This is a genomic window from Glycomyces sp. NPDC048151 (assembly GCF_043202775.1).
GTDB lineage: Bacteria > Actinomycetota > Actinomycetes > Mycobacteriales > Micromonosporaceae > Glycomyces.
The window spans coordinates 22,341-41,045 of sequence record NZ_JBIDBB010000015.1 but is presented as its reverse complement, the minus strand read 5'-3'; the positions used below and the strand labels follow the sequence as shown (position 1 = coordinate 41,045).

The window sequence follows — 18,705 nt, the reverse complement described above, 5'->3', positions numbered from 1 at the left end:
GTGTCCTCTGAGGGGGTGAGGAGGAGGGGGCGACGACGCGCGTCAAGCGTCGAGGGAGCGGCAGTAGACCGCGACAGTAGAAATCCACCGTGGACAGTCGGTGGTCGCTTCGGGGAAGAACTGGGGGCCGGACTCGACAAAGGTGCGGACAATGCGCGGCAATCGGATGTCGTTCTTGTCGCGCGGTGTCGTGTCCAGTCGCCCCGCGACGAGGAGCGCGCCGATGGCCTCCTGGAGGCGGGCCTGCGCGTCGAAGCGGCTGGCGCCCCAGGCTTCGAGGGAGAGCCTGGCGTAGTCGATCGCGGGGGGCCTGTAGTTGCCGCCGTAGCGGCGGGCCACGATCCAGGGGCGTTCGGGTGTGCCCGTGGGGAAGTCGGTGCTCCCCTGGAAGTCGTCGAGGTGGCGGGAGAGGTAGTCGAGGACGGAGAGTTCCGCGTCCCCGAAGCGCGGCGCGGAGCCCGTCATGGGAGCGCCGAGGCCCAGAACGCCCGAGCCATCGTGTGGTGGTCGGGGGTGGGGCCGGTCAGGGAGTAGCGGGTGCCCCATTCGATGTGGGCGGCGGCCGGGTCGGTCGAGCCGACGTAGCCCACGGCGTAGCCGCGCCGGTCGAGCCCGGCGTGGGTGAAGAAGCTCCGTTTGTAGGCGCCGGTCTTGCCGACCGGCGCGAACGCCTCGGCGGTGGCGCGGATGCGGGTGGTGTGGTGTTCGAGCATGTCGAACACCGGCTCCGAGGAGAGGAACTCGCGGATCTGGTCGCGGTGCATGACGACGCGCGCCATCTAGTAGCCCTCCGTCTGGGTCATGCGGACAGTGAGGTGGTGGACCGAGCGGTGCCCGAGACGCGGGAGGACCTCTTCCACATCGAAGTCGCGGCCGTCGAAGCGGATGCGGTCGTGGCTGGTGACCTCGGCGTCGGGCGGGAGGATGGCCCACCAGGTCTGGACGGGGAGGTCATCGCGGTACCGCTCGACCTCGCGGCCGGCGGTCATCCACACCCGCGCCCGGTAGGTGCGAGGCTCGCCGGGGACGCGCACGGTGTTGCCGTACACATCGACCTCACTGAGGCCGGGGGTCACGGTGACGGTGTGGCAGAGGACGGCGCGGGTCGTTTTCACCGGTAGTCGCTCCAGCCCGGGTAGGCGTACGGGGACCAGGCGGCCTGGTCCTCGGCCGTGATGCCGGAGGTGACGCGGACCGAGGTGATCGGGCTGCGCCCGGCGATCCGCTGGAGCAGGAGCCGCTCGGCGTCGTTGAACGCGAGCCCCGTCATCTGCGACCGGTCGAGGCGATAGCTGTAATCGCCGATGACCTCGGAGGCGATCGCGTTGGGGTTGGACCACCAGCGGGCGGCCACAGAGAGGGCGACCATGCGCAGGAGCGGCCAGCGGGGCTCGTCGACCTCCTCGGGCTCGGCGGCCCACCCGAGTTCGAGGAGCATGAGCGCCGAGACCTCGTCGAGGAGCACCGCCGCCCTCGCCGTCTCCTCCGGGGTGAAGGCGACGGCGAGGCGGTCGGCGAGTTCGGTCGGGGTCGCGAACGCCATCGGGCTACGCGCCGGCCGGGGTGTCGAAGTCGATCACGGCGCGGACGCCGCGGTACTGGCGCAGCTTCGTCTCGTCGGCAGCGGTCTGCTCGGCGGCGGTGGCGTAGTCGACGATGTTCCCGATGCCGAAGTAGCAGTTCATGAGGCTGCGGTCCATCGCCCACGCGTAGTCGTAGTCCCTGATGAGCCGCAGGGACAGGCCGTGCGCGCCGAGGGAGGCGGCGTAGGTGACGCCTTCGGGGGTGGCCGGGGCCATCGAAACGAGGCGCAGCGCTGAGGGGTGCCACGCGTAGATCTCGTTCTCGCCGATGCTGGAGCTGGTGGCGACGTTGAACCCGTAGATCCGGCCGACCTGCGCCGAGCGCAGGGCGGCGTTGTCGCCCGCCCAGTCGGCGCGGATGAGGTTGGGGTCCTGGAGCATCAGGCTCTCGACGGCGGAGCCGACGAGGAGGTGTCGCCCGGCCCCGTCCACGTTGCGGTCGTTGAGGACCTTGCGCATGATGAGGATGACGCCGCGAATCTTCGCGGTGGCGGTGGCGAGGTCGTCGCCGCCGATGGCGACGGTGCCGGTCGCGCCCGTGCCCTCGGGGTAGTCGTAGACCTGGAACAGGGACCGCATCGCCTGAGCCACAATGGACTCGTACTTCTCGGCGATGGCCCGCGTCTGCGGGTCGAGGACCTGAGCGGCGTACGACGCGATGTCCAACCGGAGCATCTCGTCGGTCAGCTTGAACGCGGAGTAGAGGTCCTTGTCCAGCTTGACGGGGATGGTGTACTCGTTGACCTTCGAGTCGATGTAGCCGACCGCCGAGCCCGAGGAGTTCAGGGCGCCCGTGGGGTAGCCCGAGCGGTTCTTGCGCATCGGGAGGGGCTCCTGCCCCACGATCCAGGACGGGCGGCGGACGTTGACGACATCGCCCATCGCGCCGACGAACTCCGCTTCGGAGTGGCGGTCGAACATCGCCGGGAGGATCAGTCGCGCCTGGAGCAGCGCCAGGGCGACGGCGGCGAACTTGTTGGCCTGGACGAGGACGCCAGGCTCCCGGTAACCGGGGTAAGAGACAGGCATATTGAGTTGTGGGTCCTTCGTGGGGGACGGTCAGGGGCGGCCGGGCTCGCCTGGGGCCGGGCTAGTAGGAGGCGGCGGCCCGCACCTGGCGGGCGACCTCGGCGGGGTCCCAGTCGTCCTCGGCGGCAACGGCGGTGCCGCCGGACTGGAGCGAGGCGACGGGGGCGGAGTGGAGGGAGGCGGCCCGCTGGTCGGTCGCGAGGCGCGCGAGCTTCTCGGCGGCGGCCCGCATGGCGGCCTCGTCGCCGTTGAGGAAGTCGGCGAGATCGTCGCTGATCCCGAACTCGGTCATGACCTTCGAGCGGGTCAGCTCGGTGCGGGTCTGGGACAGTTCGGTCTTGGACGCCTCCAGGGCTTCCAAGGCGCGCTGCAACTCGGACTTCGACTCGTCTTCGAGGGCCTTCGCCTTGGTGCGGTAGGAGGCCGACTCCTTGCGGAGGCCCTTGATCTCGGCCTGTGCCCACTCGGGGAGGCCGGAGAGGTCGACCGCCGGGGCGGTGGCCGGAGGCGAGGGGGCCGGCGCGGCGGGCTCGCCCTCGGCGGTGGGGGTGTCGGTGGTGGTCTGGGGTTCGTCGCCCACGGGCTATCTCCTGGACAGGGTGAGTGGTGGCCGCCGCCGGGGCGGCCGGAAGGGAAAGAGAAGAAGGAGGAGGGGGGTCAGCCTTCGGCGGCCTTGGCGGCGGCGTAGTCCGCTCGCCGCATGGCGTTGAGGTCCTTGCCGCTCGACTCCCACTCGGCGAGGTACTCGGCCTCGCGGTCGCGCTGGAGCGGCGTGCCCTGGTAGATCACACGGGCGAGGCACCGACAGTGCTTGTGGGCCTTGAAACTCGCGGTCTGCTCGTTGAAGTAGACGGGCCCGCGGCTGATCATCATGCGGCACCACGGGCACGGGCGCTTGGAGATCGAGAACCGCGCCCAGCGGGCCGTACGGCCCGCGTTGTACTCGGCCTGGAGGTGCTCGAAGGTCCGGGCCCGCGCGAGGTCGGCGAGCCACTTCTGCATCGTCCCGAGAGACTCGACCAGCGCGAGTTCAACGGCGCGTTCGAGGCTCCACCCGGCCGCCAGCGCCGACTTGATCGCGGCCGGGCCCGCCTGGAAGAGGCGTTCGAGGAGTTCCTCAATGCTGATGTCGAGCGAGCGGGCGAGCGCGCCGAGGTCGTCGACGCCCGCGAGGTCGCGCAGCTCGGCTAGGTACTGGTCGGCGGCGGCGATCATCGCGCCCTCGTGGTCGCGGGCGACGAGCTGTGCGGCGGTCGCGTAGGCGGGGAAAGCGGCGTCGAGGTCGCGGGTGTCGAGCAGGGGCCACACGTCGATGAGGTCGAGCTGCGCGGCGGCGGTCTCGCGGCCGATGATGCGGGAGAACTCGGTTTCGAGGTCCTCGACGGCCGTGCTCACGCGGCGGCCTTGGCGGGCTTGCGGCTCGGGGTCCCGTAGCCGCTGTTCGAGGTGGTCGCCTTGCCGGGCACGTTCGTGCCCTGCTTGGCGTTGTCGGCGCCCTTCGCCTCTGCCTGCGTCTTCTCGACGCCGGCGCGGCCGGACTGCGCCTGGAGCATCCCGAGCATGTTCCCGAAGCTGTCGGCCTCCTTGGACATCTTCTTCCAGGCGGCGACATCCGAGCTGTTGATGCCGGGGATGCGTTCCCACAGGGCCTCGGGAGGGACCTGGAGCATCTGGGACAACTTCCCGAGCGCGTCGACCGTGGAGGCGAGCGAGCGGGCTTCGGTGTCGCGCCAGACGATGCGGTTGAGGTGGGCGTCCTCGGGGATCGCGCGGCCCGTGGAGGCGGCGGTCGCCAGGCGCATGACCTGCGCCCACGCCTCGCCGTAGACGGTCCTCTTTTCGGAGCACTTCCGTTGCAGCCCAGCCTCAGCCGCGGCCAAGGCTTCGGCGCTGATGTTGACGATCTCGCCGAGGAGGTACACGGGCGGGACCTGCGAGATGGCGGCGAGGTGCTTGATCGTCTCCGCGACCGCGAGCAAGATCTTGCCGATGTCGGACTCGGAGAACTCCCCGAAGCGCGCATCCGGGGTCTCGGTGACCCACACGCGGTTGACCGCCGAGTTGAAGGAGTCGACGGGCTCGCCGGTCTCGGGATCGCGCGGGATCACGAGCCCGGAGGCCCACCGCTGCCTGAAGCTGGCGAACTGCGCGATCAGCGAGGCCGTCAAGGTCAAGCTGTTGAGGCGGTCCTGTGTGGGGATGAGGGCCTCGATGTCGCCCCTGGGGGCGACGTTCGGGGAGGTCGAGAGCTGGTTGCGGAACCTGACGACCGGACACACGCCCAGGCCGTGCCGGCGGGACTCGGTGAGCGTGAAGGAGTCGAGGTCCGGGGCATCGGTCCAGTGCTCGCCGAGGTACACGTGCTCGAACTCGTCGTCCAGGAGCGTTGCCCTGCAACGCTTCTCGCCCGTCGAGTAGTCGAGATCGACGTGGACGGCGAACTGCGGCCACTCGTCGTGGATCGGGTCCTCGTAGAGCGCGGACATCGACAGCGGCGAGATCGGCCGGATCTGCGGCACCTTCCGCTTGCCGGGCAGGACCCTGACGTAGGCGACGCCGTACGTCAACGTGTCGCGGTGTACGGAGTGCTGCCAGGCGTCGAGAGAATTCGCCGACCACCACTCCCACGACGAGTCGTCGTCGGGGCTGTCGGGCTTCCGGTAACCCTCCACATAGAGCTGTTGGGCGACCGCGTCCACAATGAGCGGCAAGAAGTTCAGGACGGCGGTCTTCGCCAGGGAGGCGTATTCCCGGTGGGCGTGCTTGGGCATGTAGGGCGGGTCCTGGAGCCCGATGGCGTAGCGCTCAAGCCAGGCGTAGTGGGCACGCTCGTCGCTGAAGCGGACGAGCGAGCGGTGGAGCACATTTCTGAGGTCGCCCGCGAGGGCCATATGCCCCCCAAGAGGCAGGAAGGGGTGTAAGGATGGAAGTGCCGAGTGGTACAGAACTCACCGGAGGAAGCAATGTCTCAAGCAGCGGCGAGCCAGCCTGTTCTTTTCGTCTACGTTGACAACTCGAACCTCTGGATTGAGGGACAACGACTAAGCGCAGTCAAAAAAGGACTAGCAACCGATGTGAACGACGCGACAAAGAGAAAAACCTTCGACAACACCTGGAGATGCGATTTCGGACAGCTATACAAGATCGCTTGTCCGGATAATGCACGGATTGGCAGATCGAAGCTCTGGGGATCGCGCCCGCCTGACGACGACTCCGTCTGGAACATGGCGAAGAAAGAGGGATTCCAAGTCGAGGTGTTCGATCGAAATGCTGGAAACAAGGAGAAGAAAGTAGATACTGCAATTACGGCGTTTATGATCGATGATCTCCATGAATTCATGAAGCCAGATCGGGGTGACATCGCTGTTCTCGTTGGTGGAGATGGTGACTTCGTTCCCGCTTTTGAAATCCTTAAGAACAAAGGAATTTCAGTGGAGATTGTGTTTTGGGAGCATGGATTGAGTAAAGAACTCCGCGACAAGGCGGACAGGCATGTAAGTCTCAATCCGCATTTCGAACTGCTCTCTCGTGTCAGCTAGGCTGCCAACCCAGGCGTAGTCAGCTACTAAGTTGAGGCCGACGAGGGTGCCGGTCCTGGTGCGCCACTTGGCGAGCACGCCCTTTTCGAGGGCGACATGGCGGGCTTGGAGGGCGATGATCATTGCCACGGCCGCGTCGATCTTGTGCGTCGACTGGCGCGACTCTTTCCCGAGCCCGATGCCGTAGGCGTTGGGGCGGCGTCTGGCGTTCTTGAGGTGGCGCACGAGCGCGGGATCGCGGGACAGGCGCATGGTCCCGGCCCCGAACGCGGTCTCCGTGGCCTCGGCGCGGATGGTGAACTCCGCGAGGCGCCGAGTCGAGCGCATGTCGAAGTTGAGCAGGCCCTTGGCGCCCATGCCGGTGAACACGTCGTCCCGGTAGGTCTCGGCCCAGATCTCGACGTAGGGCTCCCAATAGGCCATGTCGCACGCGAAGGCGGCGACACGGAAGCGGGTGAACGCGCGGGCCACGGCCGCCTCGACCTCGGGCTTAGGGACCGACCAGTCCTGGTGGCCGGGCATGTCGGGCTTTTCCCAGCACCCGAGCAGCTCCACGAGGCCGGTCTCCACGTCGACCGCGACGAGCGCGGTCGCGTCGTTGCTCTTGCTGCCGTCGAAGCCGAGGGCGACGATCCGGCCGTCCTGTATGCGGTCGTCGACCACGGCGGCGTCGACCTGCTTGGGCTCGACCCAGGAATCGGAGTGCGCGACGATCTGATTGAGGTAGAACCTGCGCGCCTCATCGGGTGAGACGGTGAGGTCGTAGATCTCCTGGACGATCCGGTCCACGTCGAGCCAGGTCGCGTCCCCGCGGCAGTCGGCAAGCGCGGCGCGCAGCTCGGCCTCGTCGCCGAGGTCGAGGACCGGATAGGAGGACTCGATCGAGTCGAACAGGATGCCGGTCGTTCGGGCCCGGTGCTCCTGTTGGGCCTGGTAGGTCTCGTAATCGCGCTCGGCGACCGAGTCCATGCCGGGCATGTGGGCGTTGGTGGTGACGAGCATTCTCGCCATGCCGTGCTTGGACTTGCCGAGGTTGCGGCGGCAGACGGCGGCGAGGCGGTGCCCGCCATCGGAGGAGGTCCACAGGTGGGTCTCGTCGGCCAGGACGAACGAGGGGCGCGAGCCCTCCAGGGTCTTCGCCTCGCTCGTGACCGGGAGGAGCTTGCGGGCCTTGGTGGGCCCGGCGAGGATGCGGGTCTGGCCGCAGTCGACGGGCATCCCGTCGATCTCGCTGCGGTCGCCGATCATGCCCCGCGCCATGTCGAACGTGTTCGCGGTCTGGTCGTAGCTGGTCGCGGCGAGCTGGACCCAGGCGGCGTCAGCGCGGGCGGCGGTCCACTCGCGGCGGCGGGGGTCCCACTTCGGCCGGCAGGGACCGAGGAGTTCGGTCAAGCCCAGGGCCGCGCCGAGTGGGCCTTTCCCTGCGCCTTTGACCCGCTGGAAGATCCCTCGCCGCCAGACGAAGCGGTGGCCCTTGGCGGGGTCGGTGGCGTACCACCACAGGATGAACCGGAGCTGTTCGGGCGTGTAGCGCCACGGGAGGTCGGGGTCTTCGGGGAAGTAGAGGTGCTGGTGCGCCCACTTGATGGCGGCCAGGCCGACGAGTTCGGAATAGCCCTGGTCGCGGGGGCGCGCGGAGGGGAGGTTCCCCACCTGGACGATGGACACGAGGCTCTCCGTGCGGGGGTCAGGCGAACGCCGCGTCCACCGCTCCGTCGTCGCCCGCCTCGGCCGTCTCGCCCTCGATGACCGGCACGAACTTCACGCCCACCTTCGACCGGTCAACATGCGTCCACAAGAGACTGTCTTCCAGGGGTTTGATGGTGCGGGCCAACTTGATGAGCAGCTCCGGCTCCGAGGTGCTGTAGTACGCGTCTTTGAGGGGGAGGAGGTCGCGGATGCGCTGGATGTCGGTGATCTGGTAGAGCGCGGCCTGCGGGGAGGAGAGGACCGCGATGAGCCACTGGCGGGTGCGGTGCTTGAGGCGGCCGAGGTCCCCGAAGTCCCATTCCTCGCGGTAGTGGGGCGTGGCCGCCAGCTCGACGGCCGCTTGCTCGGCGAGGCTCCTGTGGCGGCCGAGCTTGCCCGCCTCGGGCTTGGGGTGGGTCATGCGGGCTTGAGGTAGTTGAGGATGCCGACGACGAGCGCGGCGACGGCCAGGATCGTGGCGGCCGTGGGCAGTGCCCACAGCCGCCGCTCGACCTGGCGGAGCCGGTCCTCGTGGTCGGACAGGGTCTCCTGGGTGGTCTCGTCAGAATCGGAGATCCGGCCGAGTTCGCCACCGATGCGGCCGAGGTCGCCTCGCATCGACACGACCTCGTCGTAGATCTCGCGAGCGCCGATGTGAACGATGCCGAGGTCCTCGGTCACGAGCTAGCCCTTCACGAGGCGGGACCAGGTTCGCGGGCCCACGATGCCGTCCCGGGTGAGGGACTTCGCGGCCTGGAAGAGCTTCACGGCGGCGGTGCTCCCGGGTCCGAAGATCCCGTCCAGGCCGCCGCTCGACTTGAGCTTGGCGGCGGGGGCGCCGCCGTAGGCGAGGATGAGGCCCTGCATCCGGCGCACGCCAGCGCCGCGCGAGTTCTGCTTGATGGTGTCGAGGTCGGCCACGAGCTGATCCGTCCAATCCGGAGTCGAGGGATTCGAGGGGCGGGACGGCTTCGAGGGAGCGTCGTCCAGATCGGCGATGCCCCAGGCAGACGTGTTGTCGTAGGGGCCGGTGCTCTTGCCGTCCGGGCCGACGCCTACCGAGGCGTGAAGGTGGGTGTCGTGCGGGTTCGAGCCCGTGTAGGCCCGCCAGCCTTCGGAGGCGCGAGCGCGGGACCAGATCCGGCGCCGGTAGATGACGTACTTGATGGCGGGGTGGGGATGCGCCACGAGGTGGGCGGCGAGGTCGCCGAGGTCGAGCCCGGCATTGCCGAGGATGTCGACCGCGCACACGACGCCGTTCTGATTGGGGTTGTGGTCGGAGGGCCTGTCCGCGTGGTCGGCGTCGCCGATGGACCAAATCGTGGTCCCGGGGTGGCGGCGCTGGATCTCGGCGGAGAGGACCTGGAGCGACCGGGCGAGACGCCACGAGGCCAAGGGAGTTCTCCAGGGAGAGTGAGGGGAGAGAGCCCGGCCGGGCGGTGAAAGGAGCGGAAAGCCCGCCCGGCCGGGGCGCCCGGGTTTCACTCGCTCACTGGCGAGCAGTCACGCCCCAGAACCGGGCAGGCGCTAGCCGCGTGCGCTGAGCCCCGATGCCCCGAGGGGAGGAGGGCACCGAGGGCGCGGCGAGAAGAGGCGGCGAATAGGACGCCACCCCAGGTCAAGAGCAAGGGGTCCGGACTAGTCCGGACCCCTCTTGGGGATCAGGTGAAGTGGGCGAGGAGCTTCGGAGGCGCGACCTTGAGCAGGCCCGAGACGGCGTGCGAAGCCTGTTGCGGCACGACCCCGTTGCCGAGAATGCGAAGCTCGGCGGTCCGGGCGAGGCCCCGGCCGGTGACCCAGCCGCTCTCGTAGCCCATGAGCCACTCGACGAACTTCGGCGAGAGCCTCGGGCCGTTCTTGCCGGGCTCGGTCGGGGCGGGAGGCTGGCGGCCGGTCACGTCGACCCAGCGGGCGACGGCGGGACCGTAACGGCCCCAATCGACCTCGCCGCGTCGGTCAGCGTCAGGCCGTGTCCCCAAGCCGGGTTCGAGCCGCTCGACGACTTCGAGTCCGTCGCGGTCGGGGTCGGCAAGAGCGTCACCGCTGAGGGGAGCGTCAGATCCCCGCGCGAACCGCGTTGGCGCGGTGAGCCCTTCGTGCCGTCCGTCGCCCTGGGCGTGGGCAGGAGCACCGCCGACAGCGGCGGCCGGAAGCCCTTCCCAGGCCGCCTCCCGGGGGTCCCGGTGTCCGACGCCCTCGGCGTCGGCAGCAGCGGCAGCGAGCACAACTCGGCCTGAAGACTCTTGCCGTGCTTCCCCGCGAGCTGGCTCGGGGTCGGCTTGTACTGCCGGTCCTCGTTCGCCGAGGCCCGCGGCGTCGGCAGGAGCGTCACCGCTCCGGCCAGGAGCGGACCCGTCCGGGTCGCCGTGCGGCCGTGGGTCGCGTCCGGCGTCGGCAGGAGGCTGATCGCCGTCCGCAGATCCGGGCCGCCCGAGCCGTGGCGTCCGTGCCCATGAGCATCCGAGGTCGTCGGGGTCGGAAGGCCATGCCAGGCAGAACCAGCGGTTTCGCTGGTGCGCCGCCCCGATGTCGCTAGCTCGAAGGCACGTCCATGCGAGGTCATACCCGCTTTCGGCCAACGAATCGGCGACCTCGTCGAATCCTCTCCGGAGGATGGCGGAGACGTTCTCCAACACAACGAAACTCGGTCGTAGAAGGCGAATTCCTTCCACAATGTACGGCCAGATCCAGCGGTCATCCTCGGTTCCTCTTCGCTTGCCCGCGTTGGAGATCGGCTGGCAAGGGAAGCCCGCCGTGATCACGTCGACTCCGTCGACCGCGTCCCAGAAGCCTGGGGCGGTCAGGTCGCCGTGGTTGGGCGGTTCGGGCCAGTGGGCGGCGAGGACGGAGGCGGCGGCAGCGTCGGGCTCGGCGTGCCAGGCGATCTGGCCGCCGAGGACTTCGAGGACGGCGAGGTCCAGGGCTCCGGAGCCGGAGCACAGGGACCCGATTCGCGGCGGATGCCGCGCGAGGGGTGAGGGGTGAATATCCATGTCAGGGGGAAGGGGGTGCGCTCAGCGCACCCCCTTCCGGGTCCGGCCGGGGCTGCCTCGTCCGTGAGGGCGTGTGGGGGCGGGTCTGCCCGGCCGGGGTCCGATGGGGCTGCGGGTGCCCGAACCCGAGGGGTGGGGGTTCGGAGCCGGGCCGCGCTAGTCAGGCGCCGCAGTCGGCGCTGAGGACCTCGGGGTCCTCGTGAGGGCCATCGGATTCAAGTTCGAGGGGCCGGGACCACCACTCGCGGGAGCAGTGGCCGGCGGGGGCGAAGTGGGGCGGCAGCGCCAGGCGGGTCCAGGACTCAGCCTGTGCCCAGATGGGAACCTGCCCGCCGATCGTGTAATCGGATTCGATCGCGTCGACATAGAGCGCGCCGAAGCGCAGGGTGCGGGCCAGCGCGGTGGCGCCCTCCATGAGGTCCTCGGCGACGCCGGGCGTGCCGAGGGCGAGGACGGCGACGATCTCGCCAGCGCGGTAGCCGGGCCGCTGCCCGAGGTCGCCCAGGAGCACCATGCCGTGGATCGTGTCGGTCTGGTCGATCGCCGCGAGGGCGGCGACGAGGTCGCGGCCTTCCAGGCGCGGGGCGAGGAACTCGCCGACCCCGCCGAGGTCGTCGACCGGCACGGGAACGTACTCGATCACGGGCGAAGCAATGGCAGTGACAGTCATCGATGCGTACCCCTCTGGAGTGAGCCCCGGTGCGAAGAAGACGAACCGCGAAGCGGTTCGGATTCGAGCGCCGGGGCGAACCTGATTCCGCAGCGCAGCGGAGGAGTCAGAAGACGACGGACGGAAACCTGAAGCACCGGAGATCGAATCCCCTCCGGCGCAGGAGCGCCGGAGCGAAGTGCTCGCTTCGGATGGAAGATCCCGACCGCAATGCGGTCGCCTCGCGCGTGCGCGCGTTACGGACCTAAAGCAGAAGAACAACCGGAAGAGGAGGGAGTGAAACTCTTCGGCTGACCCTTGAGGGTCAGCAAGAGAAGTTCAGTTACTTTCAGTCACCAGCCCTGTTGGGCTGGTACTGAAGAGAAGAATCTGAGGAGAGCGAGGTTGTCGCTCGCCGGGGCTCGCTCTGAGACCCCTACCCCCCTTTATCCCCCCTTCCCCGTTCCTTTGCTTTCACTAGTGATGGTGTGTAGCGGCGCGGGTTTTCGACGCGCCGAGACGAAATGTGTCCGCCTTCACGTTCCGGCGCTTACGATCCCGAGCATGAGCAGCTCCATCACCCTTGAGTCCCTGACCTTCCCCGGCATCGTCGACCGCGATGGCCGCCGCCGCCGGTTCGTCACCGAGACCTCAGCAGCGCCGTGGGCGAAGCACCTCCGCCCTGGAGACCGGATCGAGACCGCCGGGCCCGACCGCGCGACCGTTGCCGTCGTCGTCGAGGAGGTGTGCGTCCACTCCGGTGGGCACGCTGGCCTGGATCGGTGCCTCAAGCACCCGATGCGCGAATATGACCTCCGCGACTCCCACCTGTTCGAGGTTCTCGGCGGTGCCTTCGTCGCGCTCCAGGTCGAGCCCGAAGAGATCCGCTCCGAGCGCTCGTCGGAGATGACCGTGGTCGTCTACCGAGTCGACCGGAGCGCACCGGCGGCGTAGCCTCGGCCGCAACTGGCGCGCCTGCCGCACCTGCCCCAACTACCGCCCTATCGTCACCACATGACACGAACCATCAGGACGCCTGAGCGTCTCAAGATCAAGACGTGGAAGACGATCGACGCGGGTATCGTCGCCGGCATTCGCCAGGCAGGCGGCATGGCGTTCAGGATCGAGGCGGACCAATTCCCGTGGGCTCTCGAACTCAACCAACACGATGTCGTCGGATTCCAGCCCGGTGGCCCTGCCGCCGACATCCATGACCCGGTCGTCGTCTTGATCGAGAGCATGTCCACCCAGGAGGAAACCGATCCCACCAATGGGGAGGTCTATCCGGTGGTCTGGCTTGGACTCAAACTCATCAGCTCCTGACTGCCGCGAAGGGTACGCGATAATGCGTACCCTTCACTGACCAGGATCTATACCTGATGTTGGCTCCTCTTCGACTGTCTCGGGGACCGGGCCAAGGCGGTGGCCGGGAAGGAAACTCGGCAGCGCCCGGAGGATCTCGGCTCGCTCCCGAGGTCGCGTGCCCCGGAGAGCGATCGTTGCGACGTAGGCCCGGCCGAGTACCGAGAGCGCCGCGGTGACGGCGATCCAAGCGCCGATGTCCGAGAAGTCCATCTACCTGTTGTATCCGGGGATCTCGAAGGAGGACAGGCAGAAAGCTGCCCAAAAGCTTTCAATCGAAAGGCAGAAGTCCATCCCTACTTTGTAGTTCAGGCGGGACGGCTCCACCAGTGCATCTTGGGGTGCATCTTGGGGTGCATCTTCGTGCATCTTGGGTCCGTGCGCCCTTCAGGGTGACGGACCGACCGAGGCGGACTCCACGGTTGAGGGCTCCTGAGGTGTCGCCTCACGCCGGGGGCTCGGAATCAGGCCCGGAAGTGCCCGAAGGATCTCAGGTCGCTCCTTCGGCTTCGTGCCGCGCAGGGCCATCCAAATGACGAATACGCGCGCGAGCGCGGACGCCGCAACCGCGGCGGCGATCCAGGGACCGAGACCAGGAGAAATCATCCACTCAGTGTCTCAAATTACACACGGTGAGTGCACATAAAGATGCCTGAGCGGATGCACGTGCATCTGCCCGGTGTTGATGCATCACCCAAATTATGCTATTTCGCGATATATAGGGCAGCTCTCGCGCCCGCGCGCGAGGCGAGACTGAATTTGCAGATCAGCGACCCAATGAACGACGAGTGCGTTCCGTAAGCAACACCAGGCACAGGATTTCTAGCTAGGCCGCTGCGGAAGAGGTTCAGAGCGTGTCGGGGTTGTCCCCCTGGTCCTGATATGCCCGATTCTGATTTCCATGCACGATTCAAGCATGAATGTCCGATGTGATGAATGTGATTCAAGATGTGAATGATGCGATTCGTTCGTGAGTGATCAAACGCCGATTAGTTCGATGTTTGATATGAATCATCATGTTGATGATGAATGAAATGATTGATGCATTGTGAGTGTATTAATCATTATTTGAATTCATAGATAATATTATTATCGATACTCAATGATTTTTAGGCTTATACGGCTTTTGTTACAGGGCCCTTGCATGACGACCCCCTTACACGTGCCCCCTTGCGAATCCTCGCGAGGAAACCGCCCCCGCCGGCGGCGCCGCGCGCTCCCCCGCCACCTGGCGAACCTCCTCCGCTCGACGCGCCACCGCTCACGTAGCGAGGCGTACAGCTCGCGTCGCTATAGAGAGGCATGGGCGCGGCGTAACGCGCTCCCGTGGCGTGTTGCTCCTACCCGCTGGATACCTGCCGCTCATCATCCGTTCGGTGGATACCTACCTAGCCGTTCGGGTACAACCATGCTCGTGATGTTGCATCATGCCTAGGCATGTGTAACTCTAGAAATCCGCAAGGCTCACCGCCTCGCGAGCTGTACGGGCCCGGTCTAGACGACGGACGCGCGCGGCACGTTGTTTGAGAACTTCACAGGGTGCCTCACCAGCCATTCCGCAGCGCGGCCTAGCCGTGCGAGTCGCACACGAGTCACGCGTCCTAGTCGCGCGTGTGCGTGCTCTCTCGGTTTAGGAACTAGTGGAGGGAATCCCTCATGTCGAAAAAGCACTTCATCGCACTTGCAGCCATGATCGCTGGTCTTGACGTTGACGAGTCGACGCGCGAGACGCTGATTCTTGAAATCGGCATGGTGTGCAAGTCGCAGAACTCTCGCTTTAGCTGGCAGACGTTCCGTGAGGCTTGCCAGCCTGCGAAGTGACCCTATCGGGTGAGTGAGGCACGGAATCTGATTCTAGGTTCCGTGCCTTGCGCTTTCTCGGATTAGGAACACGAGAGGAGAGGCTTTATGTCTCTAAAGCTGCGGGATTATCAATGGGATAAAGACGGCTTCATTTTCAAGTGGTGGCCGTATATCGGGCACGGTAAGGAAATCGTCGTCTATCGGGACGGTGATCCGACGCCGTATTACACGATTCGGGTATGGGACTACGCGCACGATTGCACTTCGATCGTGGGTTATCTCTCATTCATCATGGCTTGTCAAGCGTTTCTCAAGGAAGCGCGGCTGCCGGAATCCTAGTCGGTTATTGGCTCACAGCCGAGAGGCTATGAGCCTTTATCCGAAATAGGATAGTGAGAGGAGAGGCAGAATGATGGAACGCGATCCCAGGATTGACCTATGGGAGCGAATTTCTTGGAATGAGCTTCATTCCGAGGCTACGCGGAAAATCGCCCGTCGCCAGCGGAACCGCTTGATTTACCAGAGCATGACCTATAAAGAGGCTGTGCTCATGGTGTGGCGCGAGGAACGGGAACACTGGACTTACCACGATGATGTCCCGCCCTCAATATGGAACATCGTTAGCCACTTTTGCAACGTCGTAGCGCTTGACTACGGCGTCGTAGGAGCAGTTTCCCTAGATCATCAGGGGGATGTGTTGAGCGACGCTTACCAAATCGTCTTGCACAGGTGGCACGTTCGGGTGGGGCGGGAAATCCATCCGGATTTCCTGGATTAGAGCCTAACCGTTCGCATGATCCGTGAGCCTCGGTTCGCGGGTCGTGTCCTCGGATTAGGAACACGAGAGGCATTGAAATGAAATCCCCCAAGCGGAACTATGACGCATATCTCGAAATGTATGGGCACGTGTACGGCGATATTTCCGACCCGGTCCGCCGGGCGGAAACGATCGCGTCACTTCGGAAGCGGGACGCTATGCAGCTCGCTTCCGCCCGTCGCGAGTGCCGCGCGATTATCGCGCGGAAATCGACGCTCACGCTGATCTGTGACCGTCGCGTCAAGGTCTATCAGATCGAACAATGCGCGAATGTCCGACCGTGGAATGTGATTCGGTCGGATATTCACGACTTGCGCATGATCGATAACGAGTTGCGAAAGCGCGGCATCGAATCCTAGGCGAATGTTGGCGAACCCGAGTCCTCGGGTTCGCTTTCACTCGGATTAGGAACACGAGAAAGTGAGGCGAGAATGGAATACGATACTCGCGAAATCGTCGTGACCGAAGAATACGACGATATCAAGGAACACATTCACGGCGACACGGTCACTGTGAGCGTGTGCGAAGTCTATCGGTCATTCGTTGACGAAGACGGCGAATGGATGGATGGCGGGTGGCGGGAACTGGAGTCCCCGGTGTGGCACGTGTACGGGATCGAACCGCAGTCGGAAGGCGAACACGAGTCGCTGAATGAGGCGGTTAACGAGATTATCCGTGATGCTGGGGTCGACTCTCCGCAGGACGGTTTGGAGGCATCGGGATACCCGATCGCTGACACCGTTGGGGATCACAGTTGGGTTTCCGGCCACTACTGCGAGGACGGACACGAGACGTGCCGTGAATGGTCGATTCGCGTTCACGGTGTCTCTGAGGAGACGCGAGCGGACGTGTTCCGCTACCTCTCGCGATTCTAGGCGGTTATTGGCTCACCCGAGACCGGGTGAGCCTTTATCCGGATTAGGAACGGAGGAAAGCCGAATGGCAAACAAGATTGAAGCTCCGAAGCTTTGGGAGCTTTGGCGCACCCCGGAACGGGTCGCGTTCGATCCCATGAAAGACGGGTACTTCGCAACGGACCGATTCGCGGTATGGGATCTGTCGAAAATGACGCTCGCAGATCGCAGGATCGTTCCGGGAGCACAGGGCATCTATTCAGTCGGGAAATCCCGAGTCGCACCCTACGGGACGGCCACGTTCAACTCGGTTCGCACCGGTCATATTGGCGAGAAATTCGCCCAGTGGGCGGGAACCGAGCGGGGGCGCGTCTGGGAAGACTTGACGCTCTCACCGTGGCAGTACCGAGGGTGGCGCGTGTGTGCTTCAGCATCCGGGCCCGTGTTGCTCTTGGAAGAGTTCGCGACGCTCGCAGAGACGTACTCGTCTCTCGGGTTGTTGGTGTGCCACTCGGGTAAGGATTTCCCGAAAATCAAAGTCCTATGGCGTACTGAGATTTCCCCAGAGCGGACCGTGGAAACGACGGTCGGATTCATCCAACCGGGCCCGGTCCTCTCAATGGGATCGGAACCCGCAATTCTGAACTTGATAGCCCAGGATATCTAGCCGTAGTCGGTTATTGGCTCACCCGGTCCGCCGGGTGAGCCTTTATCCGTTTAGGGACAAGGGAAGGGGCAGCAATGCCGTATATCTTGGAATTGGCACCATCGGAGGGGTCGGTGTCGGAACACGAATGCACCGACCTCGCAGCGGCTAAAGCTTTCGCGATCGATCATGCCGCCGGACGGATGCCGTTCCGGTCGGAAGGTGAGCGCGCCAACGTCTGTGAGCCGCTGGAATCGCTTTCGGAGCGTCACCCGGTCACGGTCGACCGGGTCCGGTACTCGGTTCGCCCGGTCGCTACTTCGGTCCTCACAATCGATCACGAGCTGAGGACCGAAGGCGAGACGGTGTACTACCGGTGCCACGGTTGCCGATACGAGTACGTGCGGGGCACGATCACGGCCATTACCTACAAGGTCGGCAGGTGGTTCACCAACGTGAAATGCTCACAGTGCAAGGAACCCACAGGAGCCGAGGCCGAAAACTTCCTGTGGGCGCGACGGTACCGGGCGCACTTCACAGGGACGCATCACCAAATCCACCCGCGCTGTAGCGCTTGCGGGTGGCTGTAGGGACCGAACCCGCACCGGGTGACCGGTGCGGGTTTTTTCATGCCCTACGGGAGCCGCTGGGAGCCTCCCAGGGGCCCGGAATCGACCGGGCCCAGACCCGTACGGCCACTGAGGACACCGAACCCGCACAGCGCGAGCTGTGCGGGTTTTCTGTTGCCTCCCAACGGGATAGGCCGCGCCACGGGACGCGATCTAAGCAGCCTAGCGGCCAATCTGAGGCACGCAGAACCGGTGCGGGTAGTCCCGTAGTGGGCGCACGGCAGAGAGGTTCTGAGGGTGTGTCGGTTGCGGCGCCGCCGGCGGAGTCGAGGCAGGCAAGCCCGATACGGACATAAGGTACAGAAGGGAGTAAATCAGGAATCGGACATATGGAATGGAAGGCGCAAGAGGTGTATATGCCTAGAATGTCATGTTCTTCGCATATGCCACATAAGGGATATCACCTAGAGGGGCTCCAGCCGCATACGCACACGGGCAGCTTCTCTAGGGGCCCGGCGGGTACCGAGGGTACCCGGCAGGTTCCCAAGCCGCGCGAGCAGCCGAATCACTCGACCCATTCAGGCCAATGCCAAGAACCGCCGAGCTTCTCGGCTTCGTCATGTGGCACCTCGTGATTGAAGAACATGCCGTCCGGATTGAAGACGGCGAGACTCAGGACTTCCGCATCGGCGTCGTCGACCCGCGTCACCTTCGCCGCTCGACACTCCGAACCGAACTCGCCGCCAGGTGTTCCGTACGACACGTAGTGAACATCGCGGCCGATGCTCGGCCGCTGAACCTTGGCCTCTGACACGGGAACTCCTCGATCATCGCCAGGTCGACCTGGACTCGAATGTGCTCCGCTCCAACGATAATGGAGAGCCCGGACTTCGTCGGTCCGCTCGAATCTGGTCCGGCCCGCCGAGGTCGACGGCGGCCAGGCGCGGGGACCACCCCTCCCCTCGATACCCCACCCCGGACCCCTCCCCCCGGCACACCCCCCTGCCCTGGCCTCCATCCCTCAGCCGAGGAGCCCCGGGTGCCGCGGCGCCGGCCGTGCCCGCGGCGGCCTCGCCCCCGCCGTCTCCCCTCCCGTCTTCCGAAGGTGATGGAACCGGCATAGAGCTTGCAAGTTGCTGAGGTCGTGGTTGCCGCCGGGCTCGATGTGGTCC

General features: G+C 65.6%; 24 protein-coding genes and 1 pseudogene. 8 read left to right on the top strand and 17 right to left on the bottom strand.

What is annotated here, in order from left to right:
- Positions 1-42: 42 nt before the first annotated feature.
- The 8 genes from ACGGCP_RS26705 to ACGGCP_RS26670 all read right to left on the bottom strand — a co-directional run bounded on the left by ACGGCP_RS26705 (position 43) and on the right by ACGGCP_RS26670 (position 5,503).
- Positions 43-465 carry a hypothetical protein gene (locus tag ACGGCP_RS26705; protein ID WP_392971739.1) on the bottom strand — a complete coding sequence of 141 codons (423 nt, stop codon included), beginning with the start codon at positions 463-465 and terminating at the stop codon, positions 43-45.
- The gene (locus ACGGCP_RS26700; protein WP_392971736.1) at positions 462-779 is read right to left on the bottom strand and encodes a hypothetical protein; all 318 of its coding nucleotides are present in this window, start codon (positions 777-779) and stop codon (positions 462-464) included. Before ACGGCP_RS26700 ends, ACGGCP_RS26705 begins: the two co-directional genes overlap by 4 nt.
- Entirely contained in the window at positions 780-1,115 is a 336-nt protein-coding gene (locus ACGGCP_RS26695) for a hypothetical protein (RefSeq protein WP_392971733.1), read from the bottom strand.
- Entirely contained in the window at positions 1,112-1,543 is a 432-nt protein-coding gene (locus ACGGCP_RS26690; protein WP_392971730.1) for a hypothetical protein, read from the bottom strand. Before ACGGCP_RS26690 ends, ACGGCP_RS26695 begins: the two co-directional genes overlap by 4 nt.
- Before the next feature lie 4 nt (positions 1,544-1,547).
- Entirely contained in the window at positions 1,548-2,612 is a 1,065-nt protein-coding gene (locus ACGGCP_RS26685; protein WP_392971727.1) for a hypothetical protein, read from the bottom strand.
- A 61-nt stretch (positions 2,613-2,673) separates the two neighbouring features.
- Positions 2,674-3,192: a hypothetical protein gene (locus ACGGCP_RS26680; protein WP_392971724.1), complete on the bottom strand. Its 519-nt coding sequence runs from the start codon at positions 3,190-3,192 to the stop codon at positions 2,674-2,676.
- 77 nt (positions 3,193-3,269) lie between these two features.
- Complete coding sequence (locus ACGGCP_RS26675) at positions 3,270-4,007, bottom strand: hypothetical protein (protein ID WP_392971722.1); 738 nt, start codon at positions 4,005-4,007, stop codon at positions 3,270-3,272.
- Positions 4,004-5,503 (bottom strand): phage portal protein, encoded by a 1,500-nt coding sequence (locus ACGGCP_RS26670; RefSeq protein WP_392971719.1) that lies wholly within the window; start codon positions 5,501-5,503, stop codon positions 4,004-4,006. The genes ACGGCP_RS26675 and ACGGCP_RS26670 overlap by 4 nt, the downstream gene beginning before the upstream one ends.
- Before the next feature lie 45 nt (positions 5,504-5,548).
- On the opposite strand from ACGGCP_RS26670, the gene ACGGCP_RS26665 reads away from it, so the two are divergent.
- Positions 5,549-6,151 carry an NYN domain-containing protein gene (locus ACGGCP_RS26665; protein WP_392971716.1) on the top strand — a complete coding sequence of 201 codons (603 nt, stop codon included), beginning with the start codon at positions 5,549-5,551 and terminating at the stop codon, positions 6,149-6,151.
- Here the strand turns inward: ACGGCP_RS26665 and ACGGCP_RS26660 are convergent.
- The 7 genes and pseudogenes from ACGGCP_RS26660 to ACGGCP_RS26630 form a co-directional block, all read right to left on the bottom strand.
- The gene (locus tag ACGGCP_RS26660) at positions 6,041-7,819 is read right to left on the bottom strand and encodes a terminase (protein ID WP_392971713.1); all 1,779 of its coding nucleotides are present in this window, start codon (positions 7,817-7,819) and stop codon (positions 6,041-6,043) included. The genes ACGGCP_RS26665 and ACGGCP_RS26660 overlap by 111 nt on opposite strands.
- A 19-nt stretch (positions 7,820-7,838) precedes the next feature.
- On the bottom strand, positions 7,839-8,261 hold the full coding sequence (locus ACGGCP_RS26655; protein WP_392971711.1) for a hypothetical protein: 423 nt from the start codon (positions 8,259-8,261) through the stop codon (positions 7,839-7,841).
- Entirely contained in the window at positions 8,258-8,521 is a 264-nt protein-coding gene (locus ACGGCP_RS26650) for a hypothetical protein (RefSeq protein WP_392971708.1), read from the bottom strand. The genes ACGGCP_RS26655 and ACGGCP_RS26650 overlap by 4 nt, the downstream gene beginning before the upstream one ends.
- Before the next feature lie 3 nt (positions 8,522-8,524).
- Positions 8,525-9,235 carry a peptidoglycan-binding protein gene (locus ACGGCP_RS26645; protein ID WP_392971705.1) on the bottom strand — a complete coding sequence of 237 codons (711 nt, stop codon included), beginning with the start codon at positions 9,233-9,235 and terminating at the stop codon, positions 8,525-8,527.
- 266 nt (positions 9,236-9,501) lie between these two features.
- Positions 9,502-10,065 (bottom strand): hypothetical protein, encoded by a 564-nt coding sequence (locus tag ACGGCP_RS26640; RefSeq protein ID WP_392971785.1) that lies wholly within the window; start codon positions 10,063-10,065, stop codon positions 9,502-9,504.
- 318 nt (positions 10,066-10,383) lie between these two features.
- Positions 10,384-10,833: pseudogene (locus ACGGCP_RS26635) on the bottom strand (DNA cytosine methyltransferase); the annotation flags it as partial.
- A gap of 160 nt (positions 10,834-10,993) precedes the next feature.
- Positions 10,994-11,503 carry a hypothetical protein gene (locus tag ACGGCP_RS26630; RefSeq protein ID WP_392971702.1) on the bottom strand — a complete coding sequence of 170 codons (510 nt, stop codon included), beginning with the start codon at positions 11,501-11,503 and terminating at the stop codon, positions 10,994-10,996.
- Positions 11,504-12,046: 543 nt separating this feature from the next.
- On the opposite strand from ACGGCP_RS26630, the gene ACGGCP_RS26625 reads away from it, so the two are divergent.
- Both ACGGCP_RS26625 and ACGGCP_RS26620 read left to right on the top strand, forming a co-directional pair.
- Entirely contained in the window at positions 12,047-12,436 is a 390-nt protein-coding gene (locus ACGGCP_RS26625; protein ID WP_392971699.1) for a hypothetical protein, read from the top strand.
- 60 nt (positions 12,437-12,496) lie between these two features.
- Positions 12,497-12,805 (top strand): hypothetical protein, encoded by a 309-nt coding sequence (locus ACGGCP_RS26620; RefSeq protein ID WP_392971696.1) that lies wholly within the window; start codon positions 12,497-12,499, stop codon positions 12,803-12,805.
- A gap of 33 nt (positions 12,806-12,838) precedes the next feature.
- Here the strand turns inward: ACGGCP_RS26620 and ACGGCP_RS26615 are convergent, their stop codons facing one another.
- Positions 12,839-13,057, bottom strand: a complete 219-nt coding sequence (locus ACGGCP_RS26615) for a hypothetical protein (protein WP_392971694.1) — start codon at positions 13,055-13,057, stop codon at positions 12,839-12,841.
- A gap of 1,443 nt (positions 13,058-14,500) precedes the next feature.
- Here ACGGCP_RS26615 and ACGGCP_RS26610 point away from each other — a divergent pair.
- The 5 genes from ACGGCP_RS26610 (at position 14,501) to ACGGCP_RS26590 (ending at position 16,985) form a co-directional block, all read left to right on the top strand.
- Positions 14,501-14,665 (top strand): hypothetical protein, encoded by a 165-nt coding sequence (locus ACGGCP_RS26610; RefSeq protein ID WP_392971691.1) that lies wholly within the window; start codon positions 14,501-14,503, stop codon positions 14,663-14,665.
- An 87-nt stretch (positions 14,666-14,752) separates the two neighbouring features.
- Complete coding sequence (locus ACGGCP_RS26605) at positions 14,753-14,986, top strand: hypothetical protein (RefSeq protein ID WP_392971688.1); 234 nt, start codon at positions 14,753-14,755, stop codon at positions 14,984-14,986.
- A 516-nt stretch (positions 14,987-15,502) separates the two neighbouring features.
- The gene (locus ACGGCP_RS26600; protein WP_392971685.1) at positions 15,503-15,823 is read left to right on the top strand and encodes a hypothetical protein; all 321 of its coding nucleotides are present in this window, start codon (positions 15,503-15,505) and stop codon (positions 15,821-15,823) included.
- 72 nt (positions 15,824-15,895) lie between these two features.
- The gene (locus tag ACGGCP_RS26595; RefSeq protein ID WP_392971682.1) at positions 15,896-16,339 is read left to right on the top strand and encodes a hypothetical protein; all 444 of its coding nucleotides are present in this window, start codon (positions 15,896-15,898) and stop codon (positions 16,337-16,339) included.
- A gap of 64 nt (positions 16,340-16,403) precedes the next feature.
- On the top strand, positions 16,404-16,985 hold the full coding sequence (locus ACGGCP_RS26590; RefSeq protein ID WP_392971679.1) for a hypothetical protein: 582 nt from the start codon (positions 16,404-16,406) through the stop codon (positions 16,983-16,985).
- Between the two features lie 1,113 nt (positions 16,986-18,098).
- On the opposite strand, the gene ACGGCP_RS26585 is transcribed toward ACGGCP_RS26590, so the two are convergent.
- Positions 18,099-18,347, bottom strand: coding sequence for a hypothetical protein (locus tag ACGGCP_RS26585; protein WP_392971677.1), 249 nt, complete (start codon positions 18,345-18,347; stop codon positions 18,099-18,101).
- Positions 18,348-18,705 lie beyond the last annotated feature (358 nt).

Bases quoted from the DNA above. Each gene is read 5' to 3' on its own strand.
- ACGGCP_RS26590 (WP_392971679.1), top strand. From the start codon at position 16,404: ATGGCAAACAAGATTGAAGCTCCGAAGCTTTGGGAGCTTTGGCGCACC.
- ACGGCP_RS26625 (WP_392971699.1), top strand. From the start codon at position 12,047: ATGAGCAGCTCCATCACCCTTGAGTCCCTGACCTTCCCCGGCATCGTC.
- ACGGCP_RS26705 (WP_392971739.1), bottom strand. From the start codon at position 465: ATGACGGGCTCCGCGCCGCGCTTCGGGGACGCGGAACTCTCCGTCCTC.
- ACGGCP_RS26700 (WP_392971736.1), bottom strand. From the start codon at position 779: ATGGCGCGCGTCGTCATGCACCGCGACCAGATCCGCGAGTTCCTCTCC.
- ACGGCP_RS26630 (WP_392971702.1), bottom strand. From the start codon at position 11,503: ATGACTGTCACTGCCATTGCTTCGCCCGTGATCGAGTACGTTCCCGTG.
- ACGGCP_RS26620 (WP_392971696.1), top strand. From the start codon at position 12,497: ATGACACGAACCATCAGGACGCCTGAGCGTCTCAAGATCAAGACGTGG.
- ACGGCP_RS26690 (WP_392971730.1), bottom strand. From the start codon at position 1,543: ATGGCGTTCGCGACCCCGACCGAACTCGCCGACCGCCTCGCCGTCGCC.
- ACGGCP_RS26615 (WP_392971694.1), bottom strand. From the start codon at position 13,057: ATGGACTTCTCGGACATCGGCGCTTGGATCGCCGTCACCGCGGCGCTC.
- ACGGCP_RS26595 (WP_392971682.1), top strand. From the start codon at position 15,896: ATGGAATACGATACTCGCGAAATCGTCGTGACCGAAGAATACGACGAT.
- ACGGCP_RS26670 (WP_392971719.1), bottom strand. From the start codon at position 5,503: ATGGCCCTCGCGGGCGACCTCAGAAATGTGCTCCACCGCTCGCTCGTC.
- ACGGCP_RS26600 (WP_392971685.1), top strand. From the start codon at position 15,503: ATGAAATCCCCCAAGCGGAACTATGACGCATATCTCGAAATGTATGGG.
- ACGGCP_RS26605 (WP_392971688.1), top strand. From the start codon at position 14,753: ATGTCTCTAAAGCTGCGGGATTATCAATGGGATAAAGACGGCTTCATT.
- ACGGCP_RS26610 (WP_392971691.1), top strand. From the start codon at position 14,501: ATGTCGAAAAAGCACTTCATCGCACTTGCAGCCATGATCGCTGGTCTT.
- ACGGCP_RS26685 (WP_392971727.1), bottom strand. From the start codon at position 2,612: ATGCCTGTCTCTTACCCCGGTTACCGGGAGCCTGGCGTCCTCGTCCAG.
- ACGGCP_RS26655 (WP_392971711.1), bottom strand. From the start codon at position 8,261: ATGACCCACCCCAAGCCCGAGGCGGGCAAGCTCGGCCGCCACAGGAGC.